The sequence below is a fragment of the Flammeovirgaceae bacterium SG7u.111 genome (assembly GCA_034044135.1).
Taxonomy (GTDB): domain Bacteria; phylum Bacteroidota; class Bacteroidia; order Cytophagales; family Flammeovirgaceae.
Genome location: CP139021.1, coordinates 7,270,041 through 7,291,113 on the forward strand (window position 1 = coordinate 7,270,041; position 21,073 = coordinate 7,291,113).

12 protein-coding genes are annotated in these 21,073 nt (G+C 38.7%); 5 read left to right on the top strand and 7 right to left on the bottom strand.

Annotated elements, in window-relative coordinates:
- Nucleotides 1-33 precede the first annotated feature (33 nt).
- The 3 genes from R9C00_28065 to R9C00_28075 all read right to left on the bottom strand — a co-directional run bounded on the left by R9C00_28065 (nt 34) and on the right by R9C00_28075 (nt 3,829).
- Entirely contained in the window at nt 34-2,448 is a 2,415-nt protein-coding gene (locus R9C00_28065; protein WPO35557.1) for a PspC domain-containing protein, read from the bottom strand.
- 39 nt (nt 2,449-2,487) lie between these two features.
- Complete coding sequence (locus R9C00_28070) at nt 2,488-2,814, bottom strand: PadR family transcriptional regulator (protein WPO35558.1); 327 nt, start codon at nt 2,812-2,814, stop codon at nt 2,488-2,490.
- Between the two features lie 175 nt (nt 2,815-2,989).
- On the bottom strand, nt 2,990-3,829 hold the full coding sequence (locus R9C00_28075) for an SPFH domain-containing protein (GenBank protein ID WPO35559.1): 840 nt from the start codon (nt 3,827-3,829) through the stop codon (nt 2,990-2,992).
- A gap of 71 nt (nt 3,830-3,900) precedes the next feature.
- On the opposite strand from R9C00_28075, the gene yihA reads away from it, so the two are divergent.
- Both yihA and R9C00_28085 read left to right on the top strand, forming a co-directional pair.
- A complete protein-coding gene (yihA, locus tag R9C00_28080; GenBank protein WPO35560.1) occupies nt 3,901-4,500 on the top strand; it encodes a ribosome biogenesis GTP-binding protein YihA/YsxC in 600 nt (199 codons plus the stop codon).
- A gap of 110 nt (nt 4,501-4,610) precedes the next feature.
- Nucleotides 4,611-5,120, top strand: a complete 510-nt coding sequence (locus R9C00_28085) for a DUF5606 domain-containing protein (GenBank protein WPO35561.1) — start codon at nt 4,611-4,613, stop codon at nt 5,118-5,120.
- A gap of 52 nt (nt 5,121-5,172) precedes the next feature.
- Here the strand turns inward: R9C00_28085 and R9C00_28090 are convergent, their stop codons facing one another.
- The gene (locus tag R9C00_28090) at nt 5,173-7,563 is read right to left on the bottom strand and encodes a DUF5686 family protein (protein ID WPO35562.1); all 2,391 of its coding nucleotides are present in this window, start codon (nt 7,561-7,563) and stop codon (nt 5,173-5,175) included.
- Nucleotides 7,564-8,072: 509 nt separating this feature from the next.
- Here R9C00_28090 and tnpA point away from each other — a divergent pair.
- Nucleotides 8,073-8,492, top strand: a complete 420-nt coding sequence (tnpA, locus tag R9C00_28095) for an IS200/IS605 family transposase (GenBank protein WPO35563.1) — start codon at nt 8,073-8,075, stop codon at nt 8,490-8,492.
- 75 nt (nt 8,493-8,567) lie between these two features.
- Here the strand turns inward: tnpA and R9C00_28100 are convergent, their stop codons facing one another.
- Both R9C00_28100 and R9C00_28105 read right to left on the bottom strand, forming a co-directional pair.
- Nucleotides 8,568-10,439, bottom strand: coding sequence for a PAS domain-containing sensor histidine kinase (locus R9C00_28100; GenBank protein ID WPO35564.1), 1,872 nt, complete (start codon nt 10,437-10,439; stop codon nt 8,568-8,570).
- 341 nt (nt 10,440-10,780) lie between these two features.
- On the bottom strand, nt 10,781-13,270 hold the full coding sequence (locus tag R9C00_28105; GenBank protein WPO35565.1) for an OmpA family protein: 2,490 nt from the start codon (nt 13,268-13,270) through the stop codon (nt 10,781-10,783).
- A 360-nt stretch (nt 13,271-13,630) separates the two neighbouring features.
- Here R9C00_28105 and R9C00_28110 point away from each other — a divergent pair, with 360 nt between their 5' ends.
- Nucleotides 13,631-19,162, top strand: coding sequence for a gliding motility-associated C-terminal domain-containing protein (locus R9C00_28110; protein WPO35566.1), 5,532 nt, complete (start codon nt 13,631-13,633; stop codon nt 19,160-19,162).
- A gap of 51 nt (nt 19,163-19,213) precedes the next feature.
- Here the strand turns inward: R9C00_28110 and R9C00_28115 are convergent, their stop codons facing one another.
- Entirely contained in the window at nt 19,214-20,434 is a 1,221-nt protein-coding gene (locus R9C00_28115) for an NAD(P)/FAD-dependent oxidoreductase (protein WPO35567.1), read from the bottom strand.
- Between the two features lie 199 nt (nt 20,435-20,633).
- Between R9C00_28115 and R9C00_28120 the strand changes: the two genes are divergently transcribed.
- On the top strand, nt 20,634-21,071 hold the full coding sequence (locus tag R9C00_28120) for a hypothetical protein (protein ID WPO35568.1): 438 nt from the start codon (nt 20,634-20,636) through the stop codon (nt 21,069-21,071).
- Nucleotides 21,072-21,073 lie beyond the last annotated feature (2 nt).

Sequence of the window (21,073 nt, forward strand, 5' to 3'; positions counted from 1 at the left end):
TGTTTCTTGTAAAAGGATTATAAGCAAGTTTGCTTATTCTTCCTCTTTAATTTCTCCTTCCAAGATTTGGTCTGGGTTACCTTTATAGTCTACCGAGCTACCAAAAGATGTATTGATATTTAGCTTTTGAGAGGCAAAAACTTGGGCGTTGCTCACGCCAAGAGCATCTACTTTGACTCTTTTGGCTTTGAAATCATAAGCTTCTACAACTGAAGCACCGAGTATTTTGAGGCTAAGGGATTCCCCAACACCTTTTAAGGTTGCTTTTGAAGCACCGGTAGCTTCCAATTCAAGCATTTTAGCATCTATTTCCGCATAAAGCTCTACTGCTCCCAAGAGGTTGATTCTTGTTTCTTTTGTTTCAAAGCCTTTTAAATTGGCTTTAATAGCCCCTTCTAGTTTTAAATTCTCAAAACGTGGAGTAGTGATGGCAATGACAATTGCTTCGGGTTTTTCTGAAGATGATTGCTCAGATTTTTTTATCCATAATTCCCTATTTTCATTTATGATCTCCAAATCGTCGTACTGACTTTTGTTCGTCATGATCGATACTGTACGGGTATTTCCCTGGGTAAGTTGAACTTCAAATGCTCCGCTAATTCTTATGTTGTCAAAATCATCGTACTCATTCGTACTAGAAACTGAGCCAAAATTTTCCTGTTGTTGCTCAACTTTAGCACTGGCGCAGTCCACACAGTTCAGCCCGTTTTCGTCAAAGAACCAAACATGGTTTTCTCTCAGGTCGCTCACCGAAAAGTTATTAGGGTGTAGCGTATTCAGTAAAATATCCTTGAGCTGGTAATCCATGGTAAATTCTTTTTTGTAAGGAAGAAACAAGCGGAGTTTGACTTCCTGCATGCGATATGGAGCATCTTCTTTGAGGGTAAAATGCGTGTTGAAAACAAGGTTTTGATTAGAAGGCTCAAAGTCATAAACAGCCTTTTTGGCATTTTGAATAGCTTGTTGCCTAGTTTTTCCCCTTGACTCGTGCCACTGCACCAATTCTATCTCATTTCGTTCGTGACCCCTAATGGTCAGCTTTACATTAGAAAATTCGTCTTTTGCATTTTCATTGATAGAAAGCTCAAGTCTTTCTTCGGGCACATCAAAAACTTTCACCTGCTTTTCGGTACCGCTGGCTTGAAATTCTGTAAAGAAAATGGGTAGGGTAACTCCCGCTCCTATCAGCCCAATGATCCAAAGGCCTAATAGCCCCCAGTTGACCAAAGGAGCAGTGATTATGCGGCTGGCTATAAGTGAAAGCCCGAGAATTCCTACAAATATAAAAGGGACCCAAGCCGCCATAAATCCAAATACAAGACCTAGCGGAGGTAAGCTGTTTTGGATAATTGAAATTGGGATTTCAGCATTTTGTGCGATTTGGTCAAAGTTGTTGATAACTCCGAAAAACACGCCAAGCACTCCCAAAAGGGCTACTGTAACTGCCAAGGAAACGATAAATAAAAAGATGCCTGCAAGTACAGATAAAAATCGAAATAAAAACCTTCCAAATGGTTTTAAGTTTGGACCTGCCCCATCTAGAAGTTTAGAAATTAGCCTAAATGGGAAAAGAAGAATTTTTACTAAAATGTTTTCATCTTCCTCATCGTCTCCAAAATGCAGACTGTCCTTTATTTTGCTTTCTATATTGGAAAGGGTAATCGGTTCTCCCTTCATTTGCATCTTTTCGGTAATGGATCGGGCTTCGGGCGTTATAAACCAAATAATAAGATAGGTGACAAGCCCTATACCACCAGTAAAAGTACTTGCCACAAATATTACTCGGACAATTGTTTTGTCTATTCCAAAATATGCCGCAACTCCGCTGGCAACCCCTCCAATTACCTTCCGGTCCTCGTCGCGGAAAAGCCTTCTCATATTTTCATCTTCTTCGAGCGACCAAGAGCCAGGGATCACTATCCATAAAAGAATGTACGCAAGTACAAAAAAGCCAGTGATGGTAAAGTCAAACAAAAAGTCAAACACAGAAAGCATGAATACCAACCTGATCCAGAGCGGATCTATTTTGAGGTAATGTGCCATTCCAGAGCAAACTCCCCCAATCAGCCTCCTTTTTTCATCCCTAAATAATTTTTTGCCACTTTTTGGTTCGCTAGCAGCAGAATAATAACCCGACTCGGCACTTGAGTAACCAGTGCTATAACTCTGGTCACTCGTAGCTTCCGCAGCTTCAAAGTCAGTGACACGCCCCATAGTTTCAATAAGCAGGTCTACATCTTCAACTGTAATTATCTGCTTGTTCTCATTGAGTTTTGAAAGAAATATTTCAGCGATCCTATTTTCAATATCAGCAATAATTTCTGAGCTATCTTCGTAGTTGGCAAAGTAGGAGTTGATCTCGCTGAGGTACTCAGAAAGGTTTTCGTATCCATCTTCTTCTATATGGAAAATTATCCCCCCAATATTGATACTTATATTTTTCTTCATGACTAATGCTATTTTTCCTGAGGCTGCTTTTGAAAGGTATTAATGGTTGATAATTTGATTGGTAGAAGAAATAAGTCCTTTCCAAGTATCGGTAAGGTTGAGTAAAAAAGCCTTTCCTTTGTCGGTCAGTGTATAATATTTTCTAGGCGGTCCCGTGGTCGACTCTACCCATTTGTAGTCAACTAGTTCAGCTTTTCGTAGTCGGGTGAGGAGCGGATAGAGCGTTCCTTCCACCACCATGATCTTTGCGCTAGTAAGCTCGTCCAGCATGTCGGATGCGTATATCTCTCCCCTGGAAATTATGCTCAGCACACAAAATTCAAGAATACCTTTTCTCATCTGTATCTGGGTATTTTCCAGGTTCATGCTTATATATTTACTTAAAATAAAGAGATTTTCACTTTTCTGTAAAGCTAAAGTAATAGGGGAACTTGGTATTGCCAAGTACTATATTAAGAACATTAGCTTGTATAGGATAGTTGGTGTATTTTGAGGTTAAATGGCAAGAGTTGAAATATCCTAAAAAGAGCTTTTAGGATGTTTATTCGCTATTTTTATTGTTTTTGGTAAGGTAAGAAAGATCATCTTGGCAAAGTGCGGAAATAGTTGAGGTGATGAACTCGGCTCGTTGGTCTTGGCTAAAAAGGTCCAGTTTTTTGCCGGCAAGTTTGTGCAACATGGATTCGAGAATATCTATCGAAAGCTCGGCGCTTTTCTTCTTCAGCAAAAGATTATACCTTATTTGCTGTTTGCTGGGAAGGGGTTCTCCCATAAATTTCAGATGGGTTATTTTAACATTGGAAATCTCAATTCCAGCTTTTTTACAAGCCTCGCTTAGTTCTACATCTAGCTTGCTATTGAGGGTAGGGAGGTCTTTGAGCGTAGTGGTGGTTGCATTGTCAAAATGCTGATAAGGATATTGCCCAACTAGCTCACCAAGGCAGATTTTTGCTTGGTTTTTTATGAAAGCTTCGGGAGAATCAGAGGCAAATAAGCTGAGATATGAATCTTGGATCTTCCACACTATAGAAGCTCCAATTTCCACCAATTCGGCATTTTGGTCGGGGAGGGTAAGTTTTTCAGTTTCGCAAGAGTGTAGTTTGAGAGAAAGCTTAGTTCTGCTCATAAAGGGGTTTCCCCAATAAAAGCCCGCTTTTTTTACACTACCTTTGTACTCTCCAAAAAAAGTTAGTACGCTTGCTTCGTTTAGCTGAACGGTGAAATACCCTCTAAAAAGCACAAGCGAAACTAGGAGAATGACAATGCCAGTTTGCCCTAGCTGCTCAGTATAAAAACAGGCAAGTGCACTGGCAAAAATCAGCAAATGAATAATGATAAATGTAAACCCTGAAGCAGGTTTGAGCTTTTTTTCGGTTTGCATATATTTTGATTGAAAATGCGATAAGTGGTATGCACTGCTACTATTGCCTATATTAGCAAAAATAATCTGTTATGAAAATTAACTCGGCAACATTTATAGGTAGTTACCCAAAAATGGAGGCTTGCCCCAAAAGCGGTTTGCCAGAGTATGCGTTCATTGGCAGGTCAAATGTGGGAAAGTCCTCTTTGATCAATGCGCTTACCGACCGAAAAAAACTAGCCAAGATTTCTGGTACTCCAGGAAAAACACAACTTATTAATTATTTCACTATCAACGATAGTTGGTATTTGGTCGATTTGCCAGGCTATGGCTGGGCGAAGGTGAGCAAAAAAATGAGGGATAGTTTCGACGAGATGATTCGTACCTACATCTCCAAAAGAGAAGGGTTGATCTGCACGTTTGTGTTGGTAGATATCAGGCACTCCCCCCAAAAAGTAGATATGGAATTTATGGAATGGATGGGTGAAAATCAGTTGCCTTTCTACATCGTATTTACCAAAGCTGACAAGCTTTCGGCAAAAGGGGCTGAAAATGCCGTGGAAAAATACAAAAAGGAGTTTTTAGAAACTTGGGAAGAGATGCCAAGGCATTTTATAACCTCAGCAGAGAAAAAAATAGGGGTAAATGAGGTTTTAGATGCAGTTGAAGAAATTAATAAAAGCTTAAAATAGTCGAAGAACGACAAGGGTTAGAAAGGGAAAGCGGTAAATGTTTTACTTTTTAGCCGAAGTTGATTTGTTTTGCACCCTTAATCAATATTAGAAGCGAAAATACCAAAGAGATGAGTGGATTTACATTAAAAGAAATAACTACGATAGCTGGCAAGTCTGGCTTGTTCAAAGTAATTAAAACCACCCGTACAGGGATGATTGTAGAGTCCTTGGACGATAAGAAGACAAAAGTAGTTGTTACACCAAGTCACAGGGTTTCTGTGCTAAAAGAAATATCTGTTTATACTACAGGTGCCGAAGAGTCGGTAGAATTAGAAGATGTTTTCAAAAAAATAACTGCACTACGAGGCGAAAGCGTTGAAATCGACTTGAAAGATAACGCTGCCTTGATGTCATTTATAGAAGAAATCCTTCCCGATTACGATAGGTCAAAGGTGTATCCTTCTGATATTAAGAAAATTGTAAGTTGGTACAACTTATTGAAAAAAGAGCTCCCTGAGGTTTTTGCAGTAGAAGAAGCTGAAGCTCCAAAAGAAGAAACTCCAAAAGCTGAAGCTAAGCCGAAAAAGAAGAAAGCAGAAGAAAAGCCTGCCGAAGATAAAGAAGAAAGCAAAAGCTAGATAGACTTAAAAGAGGTAGGTTTCATAATTTGGAAACCTGCCTCTTTTTTGGTTAAATAGATTTAACCACATAAGTAAACCGAACACTGGTATTGCGAAAGACATGTTTTTCGGCATAAGGACCTACCGTATAATAAAAGGCAACCCCCAATCCTCCTTTCACAAGCCCTAGTATTTTAGATTTTAATAAGTTATTGAACAATAGCCCTGTTTCATAAAACCCTTTTGAATAATCTTCGAATGTAATCCCTACATGGTCTTCTTTGTTGCCATCAAATACTCCCCATCCTGCATTAAAGGCAATACCAAGCTCAGGCTTAAACTTTCCCTCTTTTGGGATTAGTTTTTTGAAATTATGAGTAACAAAAATGTTGGTGAACTTATTGGTTACAAACCCATACAAATCCATTGTTTGGAAAGCGTCTTTAATAAAAATACCACTACTGTACCCAATGCTATTTTTACCGCCCCTACCATTAAAAAGTACTGGATAAGGGTTGTTTGGTTCTACAACCCCAGCTTCTATAGTAATACTTGATTCGCCATATTTTGGGTAATAAATAGTAAAATCGACTTTCCCTGAAAGCCTGCTGTAACTAAATTCCCCATCTAATAAGGTGTTTATCCCTTTGCTATAATTTATAAAAAAAGCGGGATAACTAAAGTTTCCAAAAAGCTGGTCTCCTCCAGCTATTTCATACTTCCCCATAAAGTTTAGCTCTGTAAAGTGTAACTTGTAAGGATTGTCTTGAATTAAGGATGCTTCAGGTCTGTATATATAATCGTATGTATTTTCTTTGCTGTATTTAGCCCCTTCCAGTTTGATTTCAATATTTTGGTTTAACCTACCTGAAAAATCAACTGAAGTCTTTCGTAATATATCCATCCGAGAGGTGAATAACCTTCTGAAAAAACTTTGGGTTGTGTTTAGGTAATCATTCCTCCCTGGTTCTTCTAGGTCTTTTACGTAACTTCCCCCAAGGCTAAAGTTTTTGTTTTTGGTGAGATAAAAATCAAAATCTCCACCATATTTCCAAGCTTGGTCTTCAAAGCCATAAGCAGTATAAGCACCAACGGAAAACCTAGAGAAGAGCTTTTCTGATGTTCTGGCTCCTATTCCCAATCTCAAAAATTCGTAGCTGTTTATTTTAAATAGGTTATTTAGGTCAATGCCAATCCAATTGAAGGCTAGTTCATTTTTGTAAAAAGCCTTACTTATCTTGTACCATTTTTTTAGTTTGCTACCATCATAGTTTTGGTAATCGGTAAGGTAGCTTAGCCTTTCTGTTTCAGTGAGGTTTTCTTCTCTTTTGAGCTCCCAAAACTCTTCGTTTTCTTCGTTGAAATTATCGAATAGTATTATTCCAAATTGTAGGTCTCTTTTGGTGCTAAAGTCAAGGTTCGAATAATAAGATTGTTTGGTGATAGTACTTCCAAGGTATTTTTTAGGATATTCCTTGAGGCTTATTATTGAGCTTTCTTGTATCGGGTACCACTTTTTCTTTTTTCCAAAATACAATAGTTGCTGATAATAGGTGATTTTCCTCAGTACACCATTGTACGAAAACGTTATCATAGCAATGGAATAGTTCTTACTGCTGATGTATAACCGCCCCTTTAAAGTTCTGTTGAATGAGTTAGGCTTTCCCGAAAAAGCAATTTGATAAATACTGTCACCTTCCTGCCTTTTGTAGGAGTTTTCTAGGGTAAAAAAGTATTGCTTATAGCTTTTTCCCAACGGAGAAATAAACCGTTCCCCATACATAACAATGTTATTTTCATAAAGAGAAATATTATTTAAGCCAATTTCAGTGTTTTTTAACTCATCCATTTTTAGACCGCTTTCTTTGGCTGCCTTTATCGTAGTTTGGCTTTTTCCTACCTTGGAGTGCGTATTGCTTCCATAGGTTTCCAGTAGGTACAGGTGATGTCTGTTTTTAGACTTGATCATAGATAGGAAAAGAGAGTCTGGGTCATGCTCGATCATATTGGGAGTGAAAGTTAGGTCAACTTTGGTCTTCTCATAAAAATCATATTTATAAGCTCCTTGTCTCAAGAAATTGTTGGAATCGGCATTTGCCAACACTTGTTGAATGATCAATTCAGCATCATGTCTTGCGGTTTGGGAAAAAGGATGGGGTGTTTGGCTCTTTTTATCAAGAAACATCTTATAGCTAAAGTTTGAGATGTATTGGAACTTAGCGTCTTTATAGTCGGGGTGTGATGCTTTGAGCCATTTGGGAGACTGGTTGCTGGAAAACCGAAAGCGCCCATCTGCATTACAAAAAAAAGTATTGCTGCTATCTGTGGAAATATTAATTGCTGCAAATGGAATTGGGGTATTATTATCTTTGTCGTAGACCCGCCCCTCAAGTTTCACCTCTTGGGCGAAAGTAGTAAGGTTTATAAAAGACCATAATAAGAGTAATAATACATTCTTCATAAAGGTCAAAAAGCGCACTCAATTGAATTTGTTTTGGCTGCTTAAATCTAACCAAGAAGAGAAATATTTGGAGGGATAACAAATAAAACCCCGAAAAAATGTATCAGATACTCCTTCGGGGTTTTAATAGGGGATGTTCTTTTCCTAAAAAGAAGCTTGTTTTATTGGTTTTCCAACTTTTGGTTTGCTGTTCGGAATTATAAGAGTGAATGAAGTACCTTTCCCCAATTCTGAATCTACTGAAATTTCACCCTTTAGTTTTGATGTGGCTTCTTTCACAAGGAATAACCCTAAGCCTGAGCCAGGTATCTCATTCGTAGCTCTATAGAACATATCAAAAATCTTTTCGATATGGTCAGGGGCAATTCCTTTTCCATTATCGCTTACTTTAATATCAACTTAGAAATCCACGCTCTATGAGCGTGGTTAATAACCGCTCTGCGTGGCTAAGCCAGAAAACGGCCCAATGATTATATTCAAGAGTTGTCCCCACAACCGAAGAATATATTATGAGCCGTTTTCACAAATTGTCACATTCGATCTGGTATTGCAAGTACCATATAGTTTGGACACCTAAATATAGGTATAGAATCCTCGAAGGAGCAATAAAAAGGGCAGCAATAGAGCATATAATGCAGTACGCCTCCCAAAAGAAATGTATTATCGATACGCTGAACGTCCAAAAGGGCCATGTTCACTTGATTATCGATATCCCTCCCAAATATTCGGTTTCCGATGTGGTGGGGATCTTGAAGGGCCGGACAGCCATACGGTTGTTTTCAAAGTTCAAGAAGCTGAAGCAACGCCCCTATTGGGGCAACCGTTTTTGGGCAACAGGCTATTGTGTTGATACGGTAGGGCTTGACCCAGAAAAGATAAGGCTTTACGTGGAGTATCAAGAAGAACAGGAAAAAAAGAACGAGAGCTAAGAATAACAAAGTAATAAAATAGATTTATAACCGGGGACAATGAATTCCTTTGCCTCCTTTGGGGGCAAGGGCAGTTTACCCCCTTACAGGGGCTATCACAATTCCCCGCCCTTTGGGTGGGGATCTTTTAATCACTGTTTTTTCTTGTGTTATATCTATATGGGTTTCTACCCAAGATTTGTTCTTTTCGGGGAACGAATACCTGATTGCATTTGAGATCAGGTTACTCAAAATGATGCTTAACCTAGTTTTATCGGTAAAAAAGCGCACATCACCTGTGATGTAGAGCTTGGTTTCTACATATTTTGCTTGCTTCATGTATCTAAGCTCATCATACAAATCCGTAACAAGGCTATGGAAATCTATTTCAGACTCATCAATCTCCATTCTAGAATTTCTTGAAATACTAATAATGTCTTTGATGAAGTCATCAAGTTTATACATGCTCTTTTCGAGCAAAGCCATATATTTTTTCTGTTCTTCGGCATTGTCGGTCATCTTGAAAATATTGATGAGCCCAATGGCAGAAGTGATTGGGGCGCGTAAGTCGTGGGAGACGCTATAGACAAATTTGTCAAGCTCAAAGTTTACCTTTTTCAGCTCAGCATTTTGAATAGTCAATCTTTCCTCGGCAGCTTTAAGATCGTTTATATCGGTAAGGCTACCGGTAAACCTGTTGGGGCTTCCCCATTCGTTCCAAAGTGCAGCTCCTTTTATCAGGTACCATTTGTATTTACCTGAGCGATGTTTGAGCCTAACCTCTGATTCGAATTCTCCAGTTTCTTGGTTTAGGTATTGTGAAAGGTTTTCTTTGATTTCAGGAATATCCTCTTCGTTCATTAAATTGTAAACGGTTGATGATCTGTTTTCTAATTCCCCTTCTTTATAGCCTAATAGTTTTTGTAAACCACCTGAGAAATAGATTTGTCCAGATTTAATATCCCAATCCCAGATACCAGCTTTGGAGCCGGCAACCGCCAACTCAAACCTGTCCTTTGCTTTTTTTAGTTCCTCCTCGTTGAGCTTTCTTGTGGTGATGTCCGTGATTCGGAGCAAATATAATTTTTCCCCTCTCCGGTCTTCTATGTCTGTAAAGGCTACGTTGCCCCAAAGAGATGCGTTTTTACAAGTTTGAAAGTTTATGTTTCGGCTCCAATAACCTGATGTACTTATTTCATTATTTATTTCTTCAAACCTCAGTGCATTTAGGCAAATACTTATTTCTTTTCCTTTTAAAAAGCGTTTAGAGCTAGTATCAAAAATATCGAGAGCTCTGTTGTTGCAGTCTTTTATAGTTTTGGTTTCGGCATCAATAAGAAATATAGCATCAGCCGATTTTTCAAATACCGATAAAAATAAAAGCCGATTGCTTCTTACCTCAGCCTCTCTTCTAACAAACTCTTGGTTTAGCTTTTCTAGCTGCTCGTTACTTCGCTCTAGCTTATTTTGGTAATTCAGTAGGTTGCCTATGATTAAGAAAGCAACTAAGGAAGCATAAATAACAAGTTGAATGAATAATATAGTTGTTTCAAGAGGAGGAGACAAGAAAACTAAGGTGAGTAAAGTAATAGTAAGAATGGTGAGGACAAAGCACTTAAAATGGTTGATGGTTTTTATTCCTAGCGCAGAGCCAACTAGCCCGATTATCCAGAGGTAAATATAATGTAGGTCGAGGTTGTTGAAGTATAGTAGAATTTCAACCCATATAAAGAATGTGGCAGCTACTATGTAAAAAGATTTGTACAAGTATTTTTCTACAAAAAGAGTGGAAAAAGTAAGGAAAAATACAGTTGTAATTGGGATACAAACGATTAGTCTAAGCCAAATAGGATCATAAAGCCTGTTAATATGAGTGTTGACCAAATAACCATTTGAAATAATCCCAATGATAGCGACGACAAAAAGTAGTCTTAAAGGGTAAAGTTTGTTTGTAAATAATTTATCCATGCTGGAGTGTTCGTTAGAAACTATGAGTAAACCAAATAAAGGATTTAGTCTTGATTCCTACTTATTAAACAAGGTTTTTGGGGGGATTATTGGAGTTAATATGGGCAGTACACGAATAGAGTAGGCTTCAATGGACAGATTTATTAATAGAAGTATTTTAACATCTTGTAGTTATGGTATTGAGATTGATTATATATTGATTAGTTGATTTTTTAATGATTGTGAATAAAACGCTTACCGTTTTATACGTATGCTAATTGTGGACTTTTGAGATGAGTGAATAAAAAAAGCAGGGCTACAAACTGTGTAGTCCTGCTTTATAGAAAAGGTGAAAATATTTTTTACTGTCCCTGAGAGTTTTCTTGAGGTAGTGTTTTTTCTTCTGATGATTCAGCTTCAGGTGTTATTTCCTCTGGAGTTTGATCTTCTAATTGGTTAAGGATCTCCACGATTTTTATCTCAGTCCTTCTGTTTTCTTGGTGTTCTTCTTCAGTTTGAGCATTGAGAACTTTAAGCTCAAATTTCCCGTAGCCCCTTCCTGTTATTTGATCGGATGGAATGCCTTTTGAACTGAGGTAATCTGTTACAAAATTTGCTCTTTTCTGAGATAGTAATAGGTTGTAAACATCCGTACCTCTATCATCACAATGTGAGCGTAATTCTACTTTGATATTTTGGTTGTCTTTTAAGAAAGTTACGAGTTTATCGAGTTGTGGATTGTCTTTTTCCTCAAAATAATAAGAATCGTAATCATAATAGATTTGATCGAACTCATATCCATTTTTTCCTTTTCCCATGGTGATTATATCACCTACCTCTGGTCTATCTAGTTCATACTCCTGCCTGAATACAGTGTCTTTTATGCCGATTTTTACAAGTTCTTCGATAGGTACATCTCTTTTTGGAGGTGCTTTGAAAGTGACCCTTTTGGTGAGAGCTCCTTTTTTAGCCATTACGAAAGTATATTCCGTATCAGGATCCATCTCAAATTTGAGCTTACCGTATTTACCGGTAGTGTATTCTCCTACTTCTTCAAACTCTTCCGATACAGGGTTTGCTAAAGAATCTTTCACTACTTCTTCATAGCTGGCTATAAGCGAATCCTTCACTTCATTGATTGCGGGGGCAAGTGCCGTAGCAAGTGAATCTTTTACTTGTGATTCGTAAACTTCCACTAAAGAGTCTTTTACGTTCAGCACATATTCTGTTGCCAATTCCTCACCAGCTTCTGCCTCAAGTTGGGCAGTAAGAGGTTCAAGAATATCTTCTGCATATTGGGAAACCAATGAATCTTTTACATCAGAGGCAAGTACATTTACAAGGGAGTCTTTTACGTTGTTCTCATATTTCTTTACCAGTTCAATCTTAGCCATTTCAAGTTGCCCTGCAGTAAGCGTTTTTGGGGGGATCCTTTTCATCACCTTCACATTCGCACCTAATATTGGCTCACCGGCAAAGAAATTTCCGTCTTTATCTCCACCATCGTCACCATATCTTAAGCCTACTTCTACAAAGAAATCAAACTTAGGAGGCGTTTTGTCATAGAAAAAGAAGATATCATCGTCTCCTTTACCTCCCGGTCTGTTAGATGAAAAATAACCCGAAAGTGTATCTCTCCAAACTAAACTAAAGTCGTCGTAAGAAGAATTGTATTTGAGACCAAGATTTTCAATTGATGTTTTTTTCTTTTTTCGGGTGGCTTCAAACATATCCAAACCTCCAAACCCAGGGTGTCCGTCAGAAGCGAAGTAAAGCCTTCCATCTTCTGAAACATAAGGGAACATCTCATTTCTAGGTGTGTTTATTTTAGAGCCCATGTTTTGAGGCTTGTCCCAAGACCCATCTCTTCTTCTTTTTACTCTATAGAGATCCGTGCCGCCATATCCGCCAGCTCTGGTCGAGGAGAAATACAAAGTTTTTCCATCGTTAGAAAATGCTGGTGAAGAGTCCCAAATTTTAGGATCTGAGAAGGGCAAAAGCACAGGTTCTGACCAAATGGTATCATTGAATTCGGTAATAAATAAACTTACATCCTTTATCTTATCTTTTCTTCTCCCTGAGTTGCCTCTTGCAAAAATAATGGTCTTGCCATCTTTGCTCACAGCTACCGTTCCAATATTATAGTTTGCTTTTTCTACCAAAAATGGGATATCTACTTTTTCTTTCTGTCCTGTATTGTTGATGGTATCGGTAAGTTGCATTAAAAATAAGCGGCTGAAACCTTGACCAGTAGCACCAAAAATATCTGATTCGCTTGTAGCTGTATAATATAGCTTTGTGGCCGCCCCAGTTGAATCTCGAATAATGAAAGGGGAATATTCACCTCCATCAGTATTTACCGAGTCAACAGCATACAGGTGGATGTATTCGTTATTCTTTTTTTCATCATCCAATATTTTTTTGATAGAAGCTAAGTTGTTCAGCTCAAGCTTAGCCAAGTCCCAAAACGCTGTTTCTGACCCTTCCTCTAAGTATAGGTTAAACTGTGCGATGGCTTCGTCATATTTTTCGTTCATCTTATAAGCATAGCTCAGGTAAAACTTGGCATTTTCGTAGTCTCCGCCAGCAGCAAGTGCTTTTTCATAATATTCTTGTGCAAGGTAAACTCGGTTAGACAACCGGTAAGCTTCACCAATTTTATAGCTTACTTCTGCAGTTGTTTTATCTGTTAGCTTGGCTTTGGTGTAAAGGTCGATGGCATGCTGATAATGTCCTTTACGAAATTGCTTGTCGCCCTTAGATAGGAACTTTCCACTCTGCCCAAAAAGCGAAGTGGAAAGAAGTATGGTGGCAATACCTAAGAAGGCTAATTTTCTTTTTAAAGTTTTCATCGTACGTTCTATGTAGATTTTTATCAAAGCATTTAAGCTCTAAAAAGTATATCGACGAAATGTCCATTTTATTGATAGGCGAATGGATATTCTGCTAAGAAAAACGCCTATTTCCCTTCTACTAATATGTAAGTACCCCATTCATTTTCATTATGTTGTTTTTTATGCCGTTGCACATGTAAAATGTAGTTATCGTAGCGTTGAGTAGGCTGGGTAGGAATTTTACCTAGTATCTACATCAATAAATAGCAACTCTTGCGGTTATCAATAAGAAGCCTATTTGTATAGGGAGCTATAACCACACAATATTTATTAACAGCTCAAAAAATGAACGCGCAAAAAAAAGTCAGAATAAAAGGAATGAGAAAAGTACTCCTTCTGGTTGTGTTAGGAATTTTTACACATCTCACTACGTATGCACAATTGGCAAATAACCGAGCCGATGCAGAGTTTATTTGTGCAAGTGAATTAGGTGTATCCATAAGTAACAGCCTTTATGGTACAGAGGCAGGTGACCCAACACCATCTTGCTTAGGCGGGGCAGTAAGCCAAAGTGCTTGGTTTAAAGTAAAAGCCCAAGCCGCTGGTAATATTGAGATTAACCTAAAAAATATCCAAAACCCCAAACAGTTTGCAGTAGCTGCGTATCCTGAAGGAGCTATAAATAATGGGGGTGAGATTAATTGTGCCGTACTTGATAATGGAACAACCACAATGACTTTTGCTGCCACAGCAGCAGATGAAGTCTACTATGTAATGGTAGAGGGAGTCGCAGGGGTTGAAGGTAACTTTACCATAAGCGCAACTGGTTCTGCCATAGCTTCTCCAGATTTGATTTTGACTCCTACAAAGGTTATTGGAAGCTTTGGTGAGGATGTAATCTTTACGAACAACTCGGTAATAAAAGGAGACAATGACGCATTTGAGCTTGTTATTAAATTCGATGATTCTAATGCAACCATTCCTTGTGAAGTAAAAACAGATGACTGGCAAAAGCCGATGATTACGGATGTATCTGGAACGGCGAAAAATATAGAAATAGAGCCAGGCGGAGAGTTTACACTAGAAGATGACTTTCCTAATGGGGCTACTATAACACTTAATTCTGAATTCCCAGGTACCTGGGAGCTAACAATTCGCCCCAAAGACCATGAATGTTTCGATGCTAGGTATAGCCAAATGACTATGACCTCAGATGTATTGAGGTTAATGGCTTATATAAAAGATGCTAATGGAGATGACTTAGTAGATGACGGAAATGGTTGTCCTGCTCCCTTTTGTGAACAAACACCTCCTTCTAACTGGCAGGCAACTGCGATGCTACTCCCAGTGCAAGATCCTACAAGTGGCTTTAAAGGAAATGTGACTGATTGGACTTTTACTTTTACTGATAAATCAAACAACTCTCAACTTTTTACCATAAGCCTTGGCGATGCTGGTTTTAATACCCAAGATCAGAATAAGACTGTTGATTTTGTATATGCAGTTCCTATGGGCGTTGCTGACTTTGATGTACAAGTTGAAGTTGCAGGTGATTTTGGTCCGTTTGACGAAACCTACAATTATAAATCATATGCTCCTATTGTTCCTGAAGTAGTGACAGCGAATGGGACCGATTCAATTGTGGTTTGTTTGGCAGATATAAGTGCGGGAAGCCCTTTGAGCTTTAATGTGAATAATTTGGGTGATTTTACCAGTCACCCAGAAGCAATAGCACCTCCTATCACTTGGGAGTTTCATGCCGATATGGGCACGGATACAACTTCTACAGGATCGAGCAAAGAACAACTTAGCTTTGTCTCTGGTGATAACATAACACCTGGGAAATATACGGTGAAAGCAGTAATGGGAGATGAAGGAGGTTGTACAGCAGAAGGAACTGCAATCGTGATTGTGGTTCAAAAAGAAATTTTGGAAGACCCGGTTATTGTAACAGAACAACCTCGCCCAACTGGCTGTAACGAAGATACGTATTATCCGAATGAGAAAGTTGATTTCTTCTTTACTGTAAAAGATGTAACTGTATCGCAAAAGGCAAAGGTTACGGTGACTTATGCAGGAAACCCTGTTGAATTTTTAAGAGTTCTTCCTTCAGATACCACGGCGAATGAAATTATTGTTTCTTCGGATTCGGCAACTTTTGTGGCTTCGATAAATTATACGGGCAATACTTCGGACTTTGAAATTGTAGTGGAAAATCTGGAATACCCTACCACTTGCGAAACCAAGTATAGTAAAACGATGGAGCCAGCCTACGAGTTTGAGGAACCAGATTTGGAGGCGAATAGAGATACGGTTTGTATTAGTGATAACCTTGACTCACCTTGGTTACTAACTGTAGCCAACGCTGCTACATTTTCGCCAAAAGCTACAAAAGATAGTGTTGTTTGGGATTTGGGTGGCTTGGTAGCCGATGCTTCTAATTTTAAAGGGGCATTAAAAGATACTGTTATGTTTACCAAAGGAGATAAACTTCAGTACGGAGAATATACAATAACTGCTACACTTACTGATACTACTGGATGTGTGAGCGAAAAATCGATAGTTGTTAGGCTAGTTCAAAAAGAGACAATAACAATTACCAATACAGATAGAGACGGTGCGCTAGTTGGCTGTAGCCAAAACGCATTTTATCCAGGTGAAAAGGTTGATTACTATTTTTCGATAACCGATGTGACTCCAACCGAAGGAAGTAAGATAACGGTTTCTTTCGATGGAAGCCCTATTACTTTTGAGCAGGTTAGCCCTTCTACAGGTTCAAGTACTGAGTTTAACTTGACAGACTCAGCTTCATTTAAGGCAACTGTAGTTATGCCTGATGATTTTACTTCTATTCCATTAGTGATTCAGGCTTCAAATAATACATATACAGGGGTTTGTACTCCTGCAGTGCGGTTGAGCTTGACAAGGGCTTATGAAACTAATCCAGCAGTTTTAATAATTGAAAACGATACAGCATGTATTCAGGCGGTAAACAGTAGTAGTCCAATTTATTTTACGGTAGACAATGCCGATACATTCTCTCCAAGAGCATTGGATACGGTGTATTGGGATATGGGCGCAATTGACCCAGCGGCAATGATTGTTGTTGGAGACAAAGGAGATACAATTAGAATTGAAGATCGTTCATTATTGATGGCTGGTGTGTATGATATAGGAGTAAGGCTGGTAGATGTAAATGGGTGTGAGGGGCTTGGTTCTTCAAAACTACACCTTGTAAATAGTGAAATAATCACACTTACAGATACTTTGACGGATGTAACAAGAGATGATTGCGGAACGAGAGCTTATTTGATTGGCGATCAAATTACCTTCAATTTTGATGTGAGTGATGTAACAGCAGGGCAATCTGTGCAGGTAACGGCTAGCTATGCGGGGAGTGTTGTTTATAATGTAACCCAAAGTGATACAACTGAGAGCCATTCATTTGCCATTACTCACAATGGTAATTCGGCAAATGAGGTATTGATTGAGGTGACCAATATTGTTTACCCAACGGCATGTTCGGTTACTCGGAATATTTTCTTGCCTGTAAAAGGGGAAAATAGTCCTCAGTTGAGTGCAAGTTCTGAGACGGTCTGTGAAAAAGATATTACGGATGTCGATCCTATAGAAATTCTGATAAGCAATGCTACCATATTGCCGGGGGGAGCAGGTGCTATTAGGACTTTATGGACTTGGAGTGGCTTGAACCATCCAATGGATTCTACTAATATTTTAGGTAATAATATTGATGATACAAGGCTACAATTAGTAGGGCTAGAAGCTGATGTTTACACAGTTTCTGCTAATGTGACATATGGGTCGGGTTGTACAGATAGCGTAACGGTGTCATTCACAGTATTGCCTCAGGCAGATATTGCGCTGGATACGATAGAACTAGTAAGTACCGAAGCTGCATGTACCATTACAGATCAATTCCAAGCGGGAGATATTGCTGATTATAAATATCAAATAACTGGAATTGAAGAAGATTTGGTAGTTGCGATTAATTATCCAACTGATACCACATTTACAGTTAATGTAGCAGATGGGGATACTTTCAATGGATCACTAAGATTCAGCGTTTCGGAAGGTGGTGATTTGGGAAATATTACTGTTAGAAGTGCCGATGCAGCTAGTAATAGCTGTACAAGTACTCTTCCAATAAACATTCCGTTTACGGAAGCTCCATTAGCTGTGCAATGGGGGGCTGATTTACCGATTGATGGCGGTGTAATTTGTAAAAATTCCACAGATGATTTAGTACTTAATGTGGTCGTTACCCCTACTGCTGGAGCAACTATTTCTTGGTTCGTAAACGATAGTTTGAAACAAGAATCAACTAATAATCTTTTCTTGTTAAGTAACTTGCAGGAAGGCGAAGACTACAAGGTAGTGGTAAAGGTAAAAAATGCTATATGCGAAGTAAGCGATAGTGTACTCGTGCCTTCAATTACTACAAACTTGCCTAGCGTAGAAACCAATATCGTTTCCTCTCCTGAAAATGAAGGTTGCGATGGAGAGAAAGGTTTCTGTAAAGGAGAGATTATCGAATTTGAATATACCCCGGTGGGCGGAACTCCTCCTTATCAGGTTCATATCAGTATTCCATCGGAAAACATAGATGAAGTAGAGACATTAAATGACAATTCGACACAGACATTGCAATTCATTGTATATGATGAGGCTGAAGTTGGCTTTATAAAAATATGGGACGAAAACTCCAGTGAGGCATGTGCTTATACAAAAGCCATAGAAGTTCCGGTGTTGGAATTGGCAACAGAGATAGGTGCAGATAGCTTAGGCTCTTCAGAATGTAAAGGAAGCCTTACCCAAGTAATAGGTTATATCCCTGAATGTAGCGCAGTAGAGTTTGATTGGAGTAATTCTCCAAATAGTAACTTGATTGTTGGTGCACTAGACGAAAGTACGGTAACCTTGAGTTTTGATGGACAAACATCGGGAATGTATGATTTTGAGGTAGAAGTAAGTGGTTTTGGTTGTTCAAGGATCATGAAACAAACAATTGAGTTCTCTAGTAACCTACCTGATACGATAGTTGCTTCAACTGCTACTACAGGCTTCTGCTTGGAGAGTTTGCCACAAAACGGAATGGTTTTGACTGCTAAAAAGTTTGGCAGTAATGGTTCGAGTAGCCAAGTAAATTATGATTGGGGAGTTACTTCAGCAGAAAGCTTAGCATTTATGAGAGCAGGTACTTCTACAACAGAATCGAGCCTTATCATTGATGTTCCTGCGGACACGCCTGTAGGAGATTACGAATTTCTTGTAAAAGTAGAGGATAGAGATCCAGGTAATGAATGTTCAACTATTCTTTCCTATACATTACGAGTAATTGATATAGAGGAGGTAGGGGTTGTAAATGCTTCTATCAATAATGAAACATGTACGTATAAAGACATCACGCTTCACGCATCAGGAGGCCTGACAGGAGAGTATACTTGGTCTCAAGTAGATCCAACCACAGGAAGTGTAATCCAACAGTTCACAGAAACCTCACCTAATTTGGTGATCAATTCGGAAGTAGCTGGTACTTTCCGCTACATGGTGGAAGACGCATCAGGATCAGCTTGTGTAGAAGCCGGCTTCTTTGACTTGGTTGTTACCCAGTGTGATTTAGTAATACCAAATGCCTTTACTCCTGGAAAAGATAATTATAACCAAACGTTTGAAGTAAAAGGTGTGGGTGGAAAAGATTGGGAGCTGGTGGTGATCAATAGATACGGATCGGAAGTGTACCGCAATGCCAATTATGACAATACTTGGGATGGCGGAAGCTTGAGCGATGGAACATATTTTTATACCTTGACTTCTCCACAAGGCGAGAAGGTATACAAAGGTTGGGTAAGAATTATAAGAGTTAACCCTAAAGGGGACGTTAACAGATAAACTTTCATCTTAATTATTACCAAGGGTTGCGGCAAAGTCGCAACCCTTTTTTTATACTTTTTTTCCAGCGTTAAGTCCTGCCACATATCCAGTACTCCAAGCTGCTTGGAAATTGAACCCTCCAGTGATCCCATCTATATCGAGTACTTCACCTGCAAAATAAAGCCCTTTGCAAGCTCTGCTTTCCATAGTTTGGAAATCTACTTCCTGAAGTGAAATTCCTCCGCAAGTCACAAACTCTTCTTTAAAGGTGGTTTTTCCCCTTACCTCATATTCATCTGAAATAAGCGTATTAAGAAGTTTGTTCATCTCCTTTTTAGATAAATCGCACCATCTTTTTTCTGTAGGGATATCTGTTTTTTGAAGTAAGAAGTCCCAAAGCCTTTGAGGACACTGGAAAGGGTTTTTATTACTTACTAACCTTGTTTTTAATTCACTGGAGATTTGCCTGAGCTCTTCTCTCATCTGATCTTCTGATATATTACCGACCCAGCTTACAAGAATATTAAAAGAGTAATTTTTATCAGCTAAAAACCTTGCTCCCCATGCAGAAAGCTTCAAAATAGCTGGACCGCTCAGCCCCCAGTGGGTAATGAGCAGTGGATCTTGCTCTTTCAGCTTCGTTCCTACAATCCGGACATGGGCTTCGGGTACTGAAAGCCCCATAAGTTTGGTAATGGAATTTTTGGGGAGGTTGAATGTAAAGAGTGATGGAACAGGGTTTTCAATTTTGTGATTCAGTTTGGCAAGCCAGTCAAACCCAGTTTTTTTAGGGTTTCCACCAGTAGTGACAATTACTCTGTCAAAATGGAGTTCCTCTTTGTTCGTAACTAATAAAAAACCTCCCGATTCTTTCTTTTTTATTTTCGCTACAGCTGAATTTGTTGAAATAGTAACTCCTGAATTAACTGTTTCCCTTAAAAGGCAATCAATGATGGATTGAGAATTATTGGTGATGGGGAACATGCGCTTGTCGCTTTCGGCTTTTAGTTTTACACCTCTCGACTCAAACCACTCCACAGTATCGTTGGTCATGAATTGATGAAAAACTTTTTTTAGCTGCTTTGCCCCTCTAGGGTAGCTTTTTTGAAGCTCCGAAATAGTAAAAGTAGCATTGGTTACATTGCACCTCCCACCTCCCGATACTTTTACCTTGGAAAGGAGTTTACTGGTTTTCTCCAAAATTTCAACTTTGACTTTTGGGTTATTTTGGGCACATGCAATAGCAGAAAAAAAACCAGCGGCTCCGCCTCCTATTATAGCAACTTTCATTCAGGTTTTAGTTATTGGTAAGTGACAAAGTTAGGTATTTCGAACTGGAGCATACCCAACTTTTTATTCAGATTAAACCTTTATCATTTTATTTGTTCCAAGTATTAATGTAAATTGGATGCAGAATCACTTGAGTGTTTTAAGACTTGTCTGTAAACTACCATAATTTATTTTCAACAAATTTTAAGTCTTTAAAATCATGAAAAAGAAGTGTTTTTTACTGTTTTCCCTTTTGGTATTTATCAGCTCTTGGAGTATTGCCCAGCCCAGAGGTGGAGGCAATATGGAAGAAAGGACCAAAAAGCAGCTTGCTGCAGTTAAGGAAAGGTGTAACCTAACCGAAGAACAAATTCCTAAAGTAGAAGCAATTTACAATGCTTCTACAGAAAAGATGAAAGTTATTTTTGAAGAAAGTGAGGGGGACAGGGAACTAATGCGTTCGCAAATGCGGGAAGTGAGGCAGAATATAAACAAAGAGTTGAAAGCTATCCTCACCGAAAGCCAATTTGCTGAATATCAAGCTATGCAACAAGAACAAGCAGGAGGAAGACAACAGGGGCAAGAAGGTTCTCAAAAAGAAAAAAAGAAAGGAAAGAAAAAAAAGAAGAAAGTTGAAGAAGGAGAAAGCGGAAGTTAGTA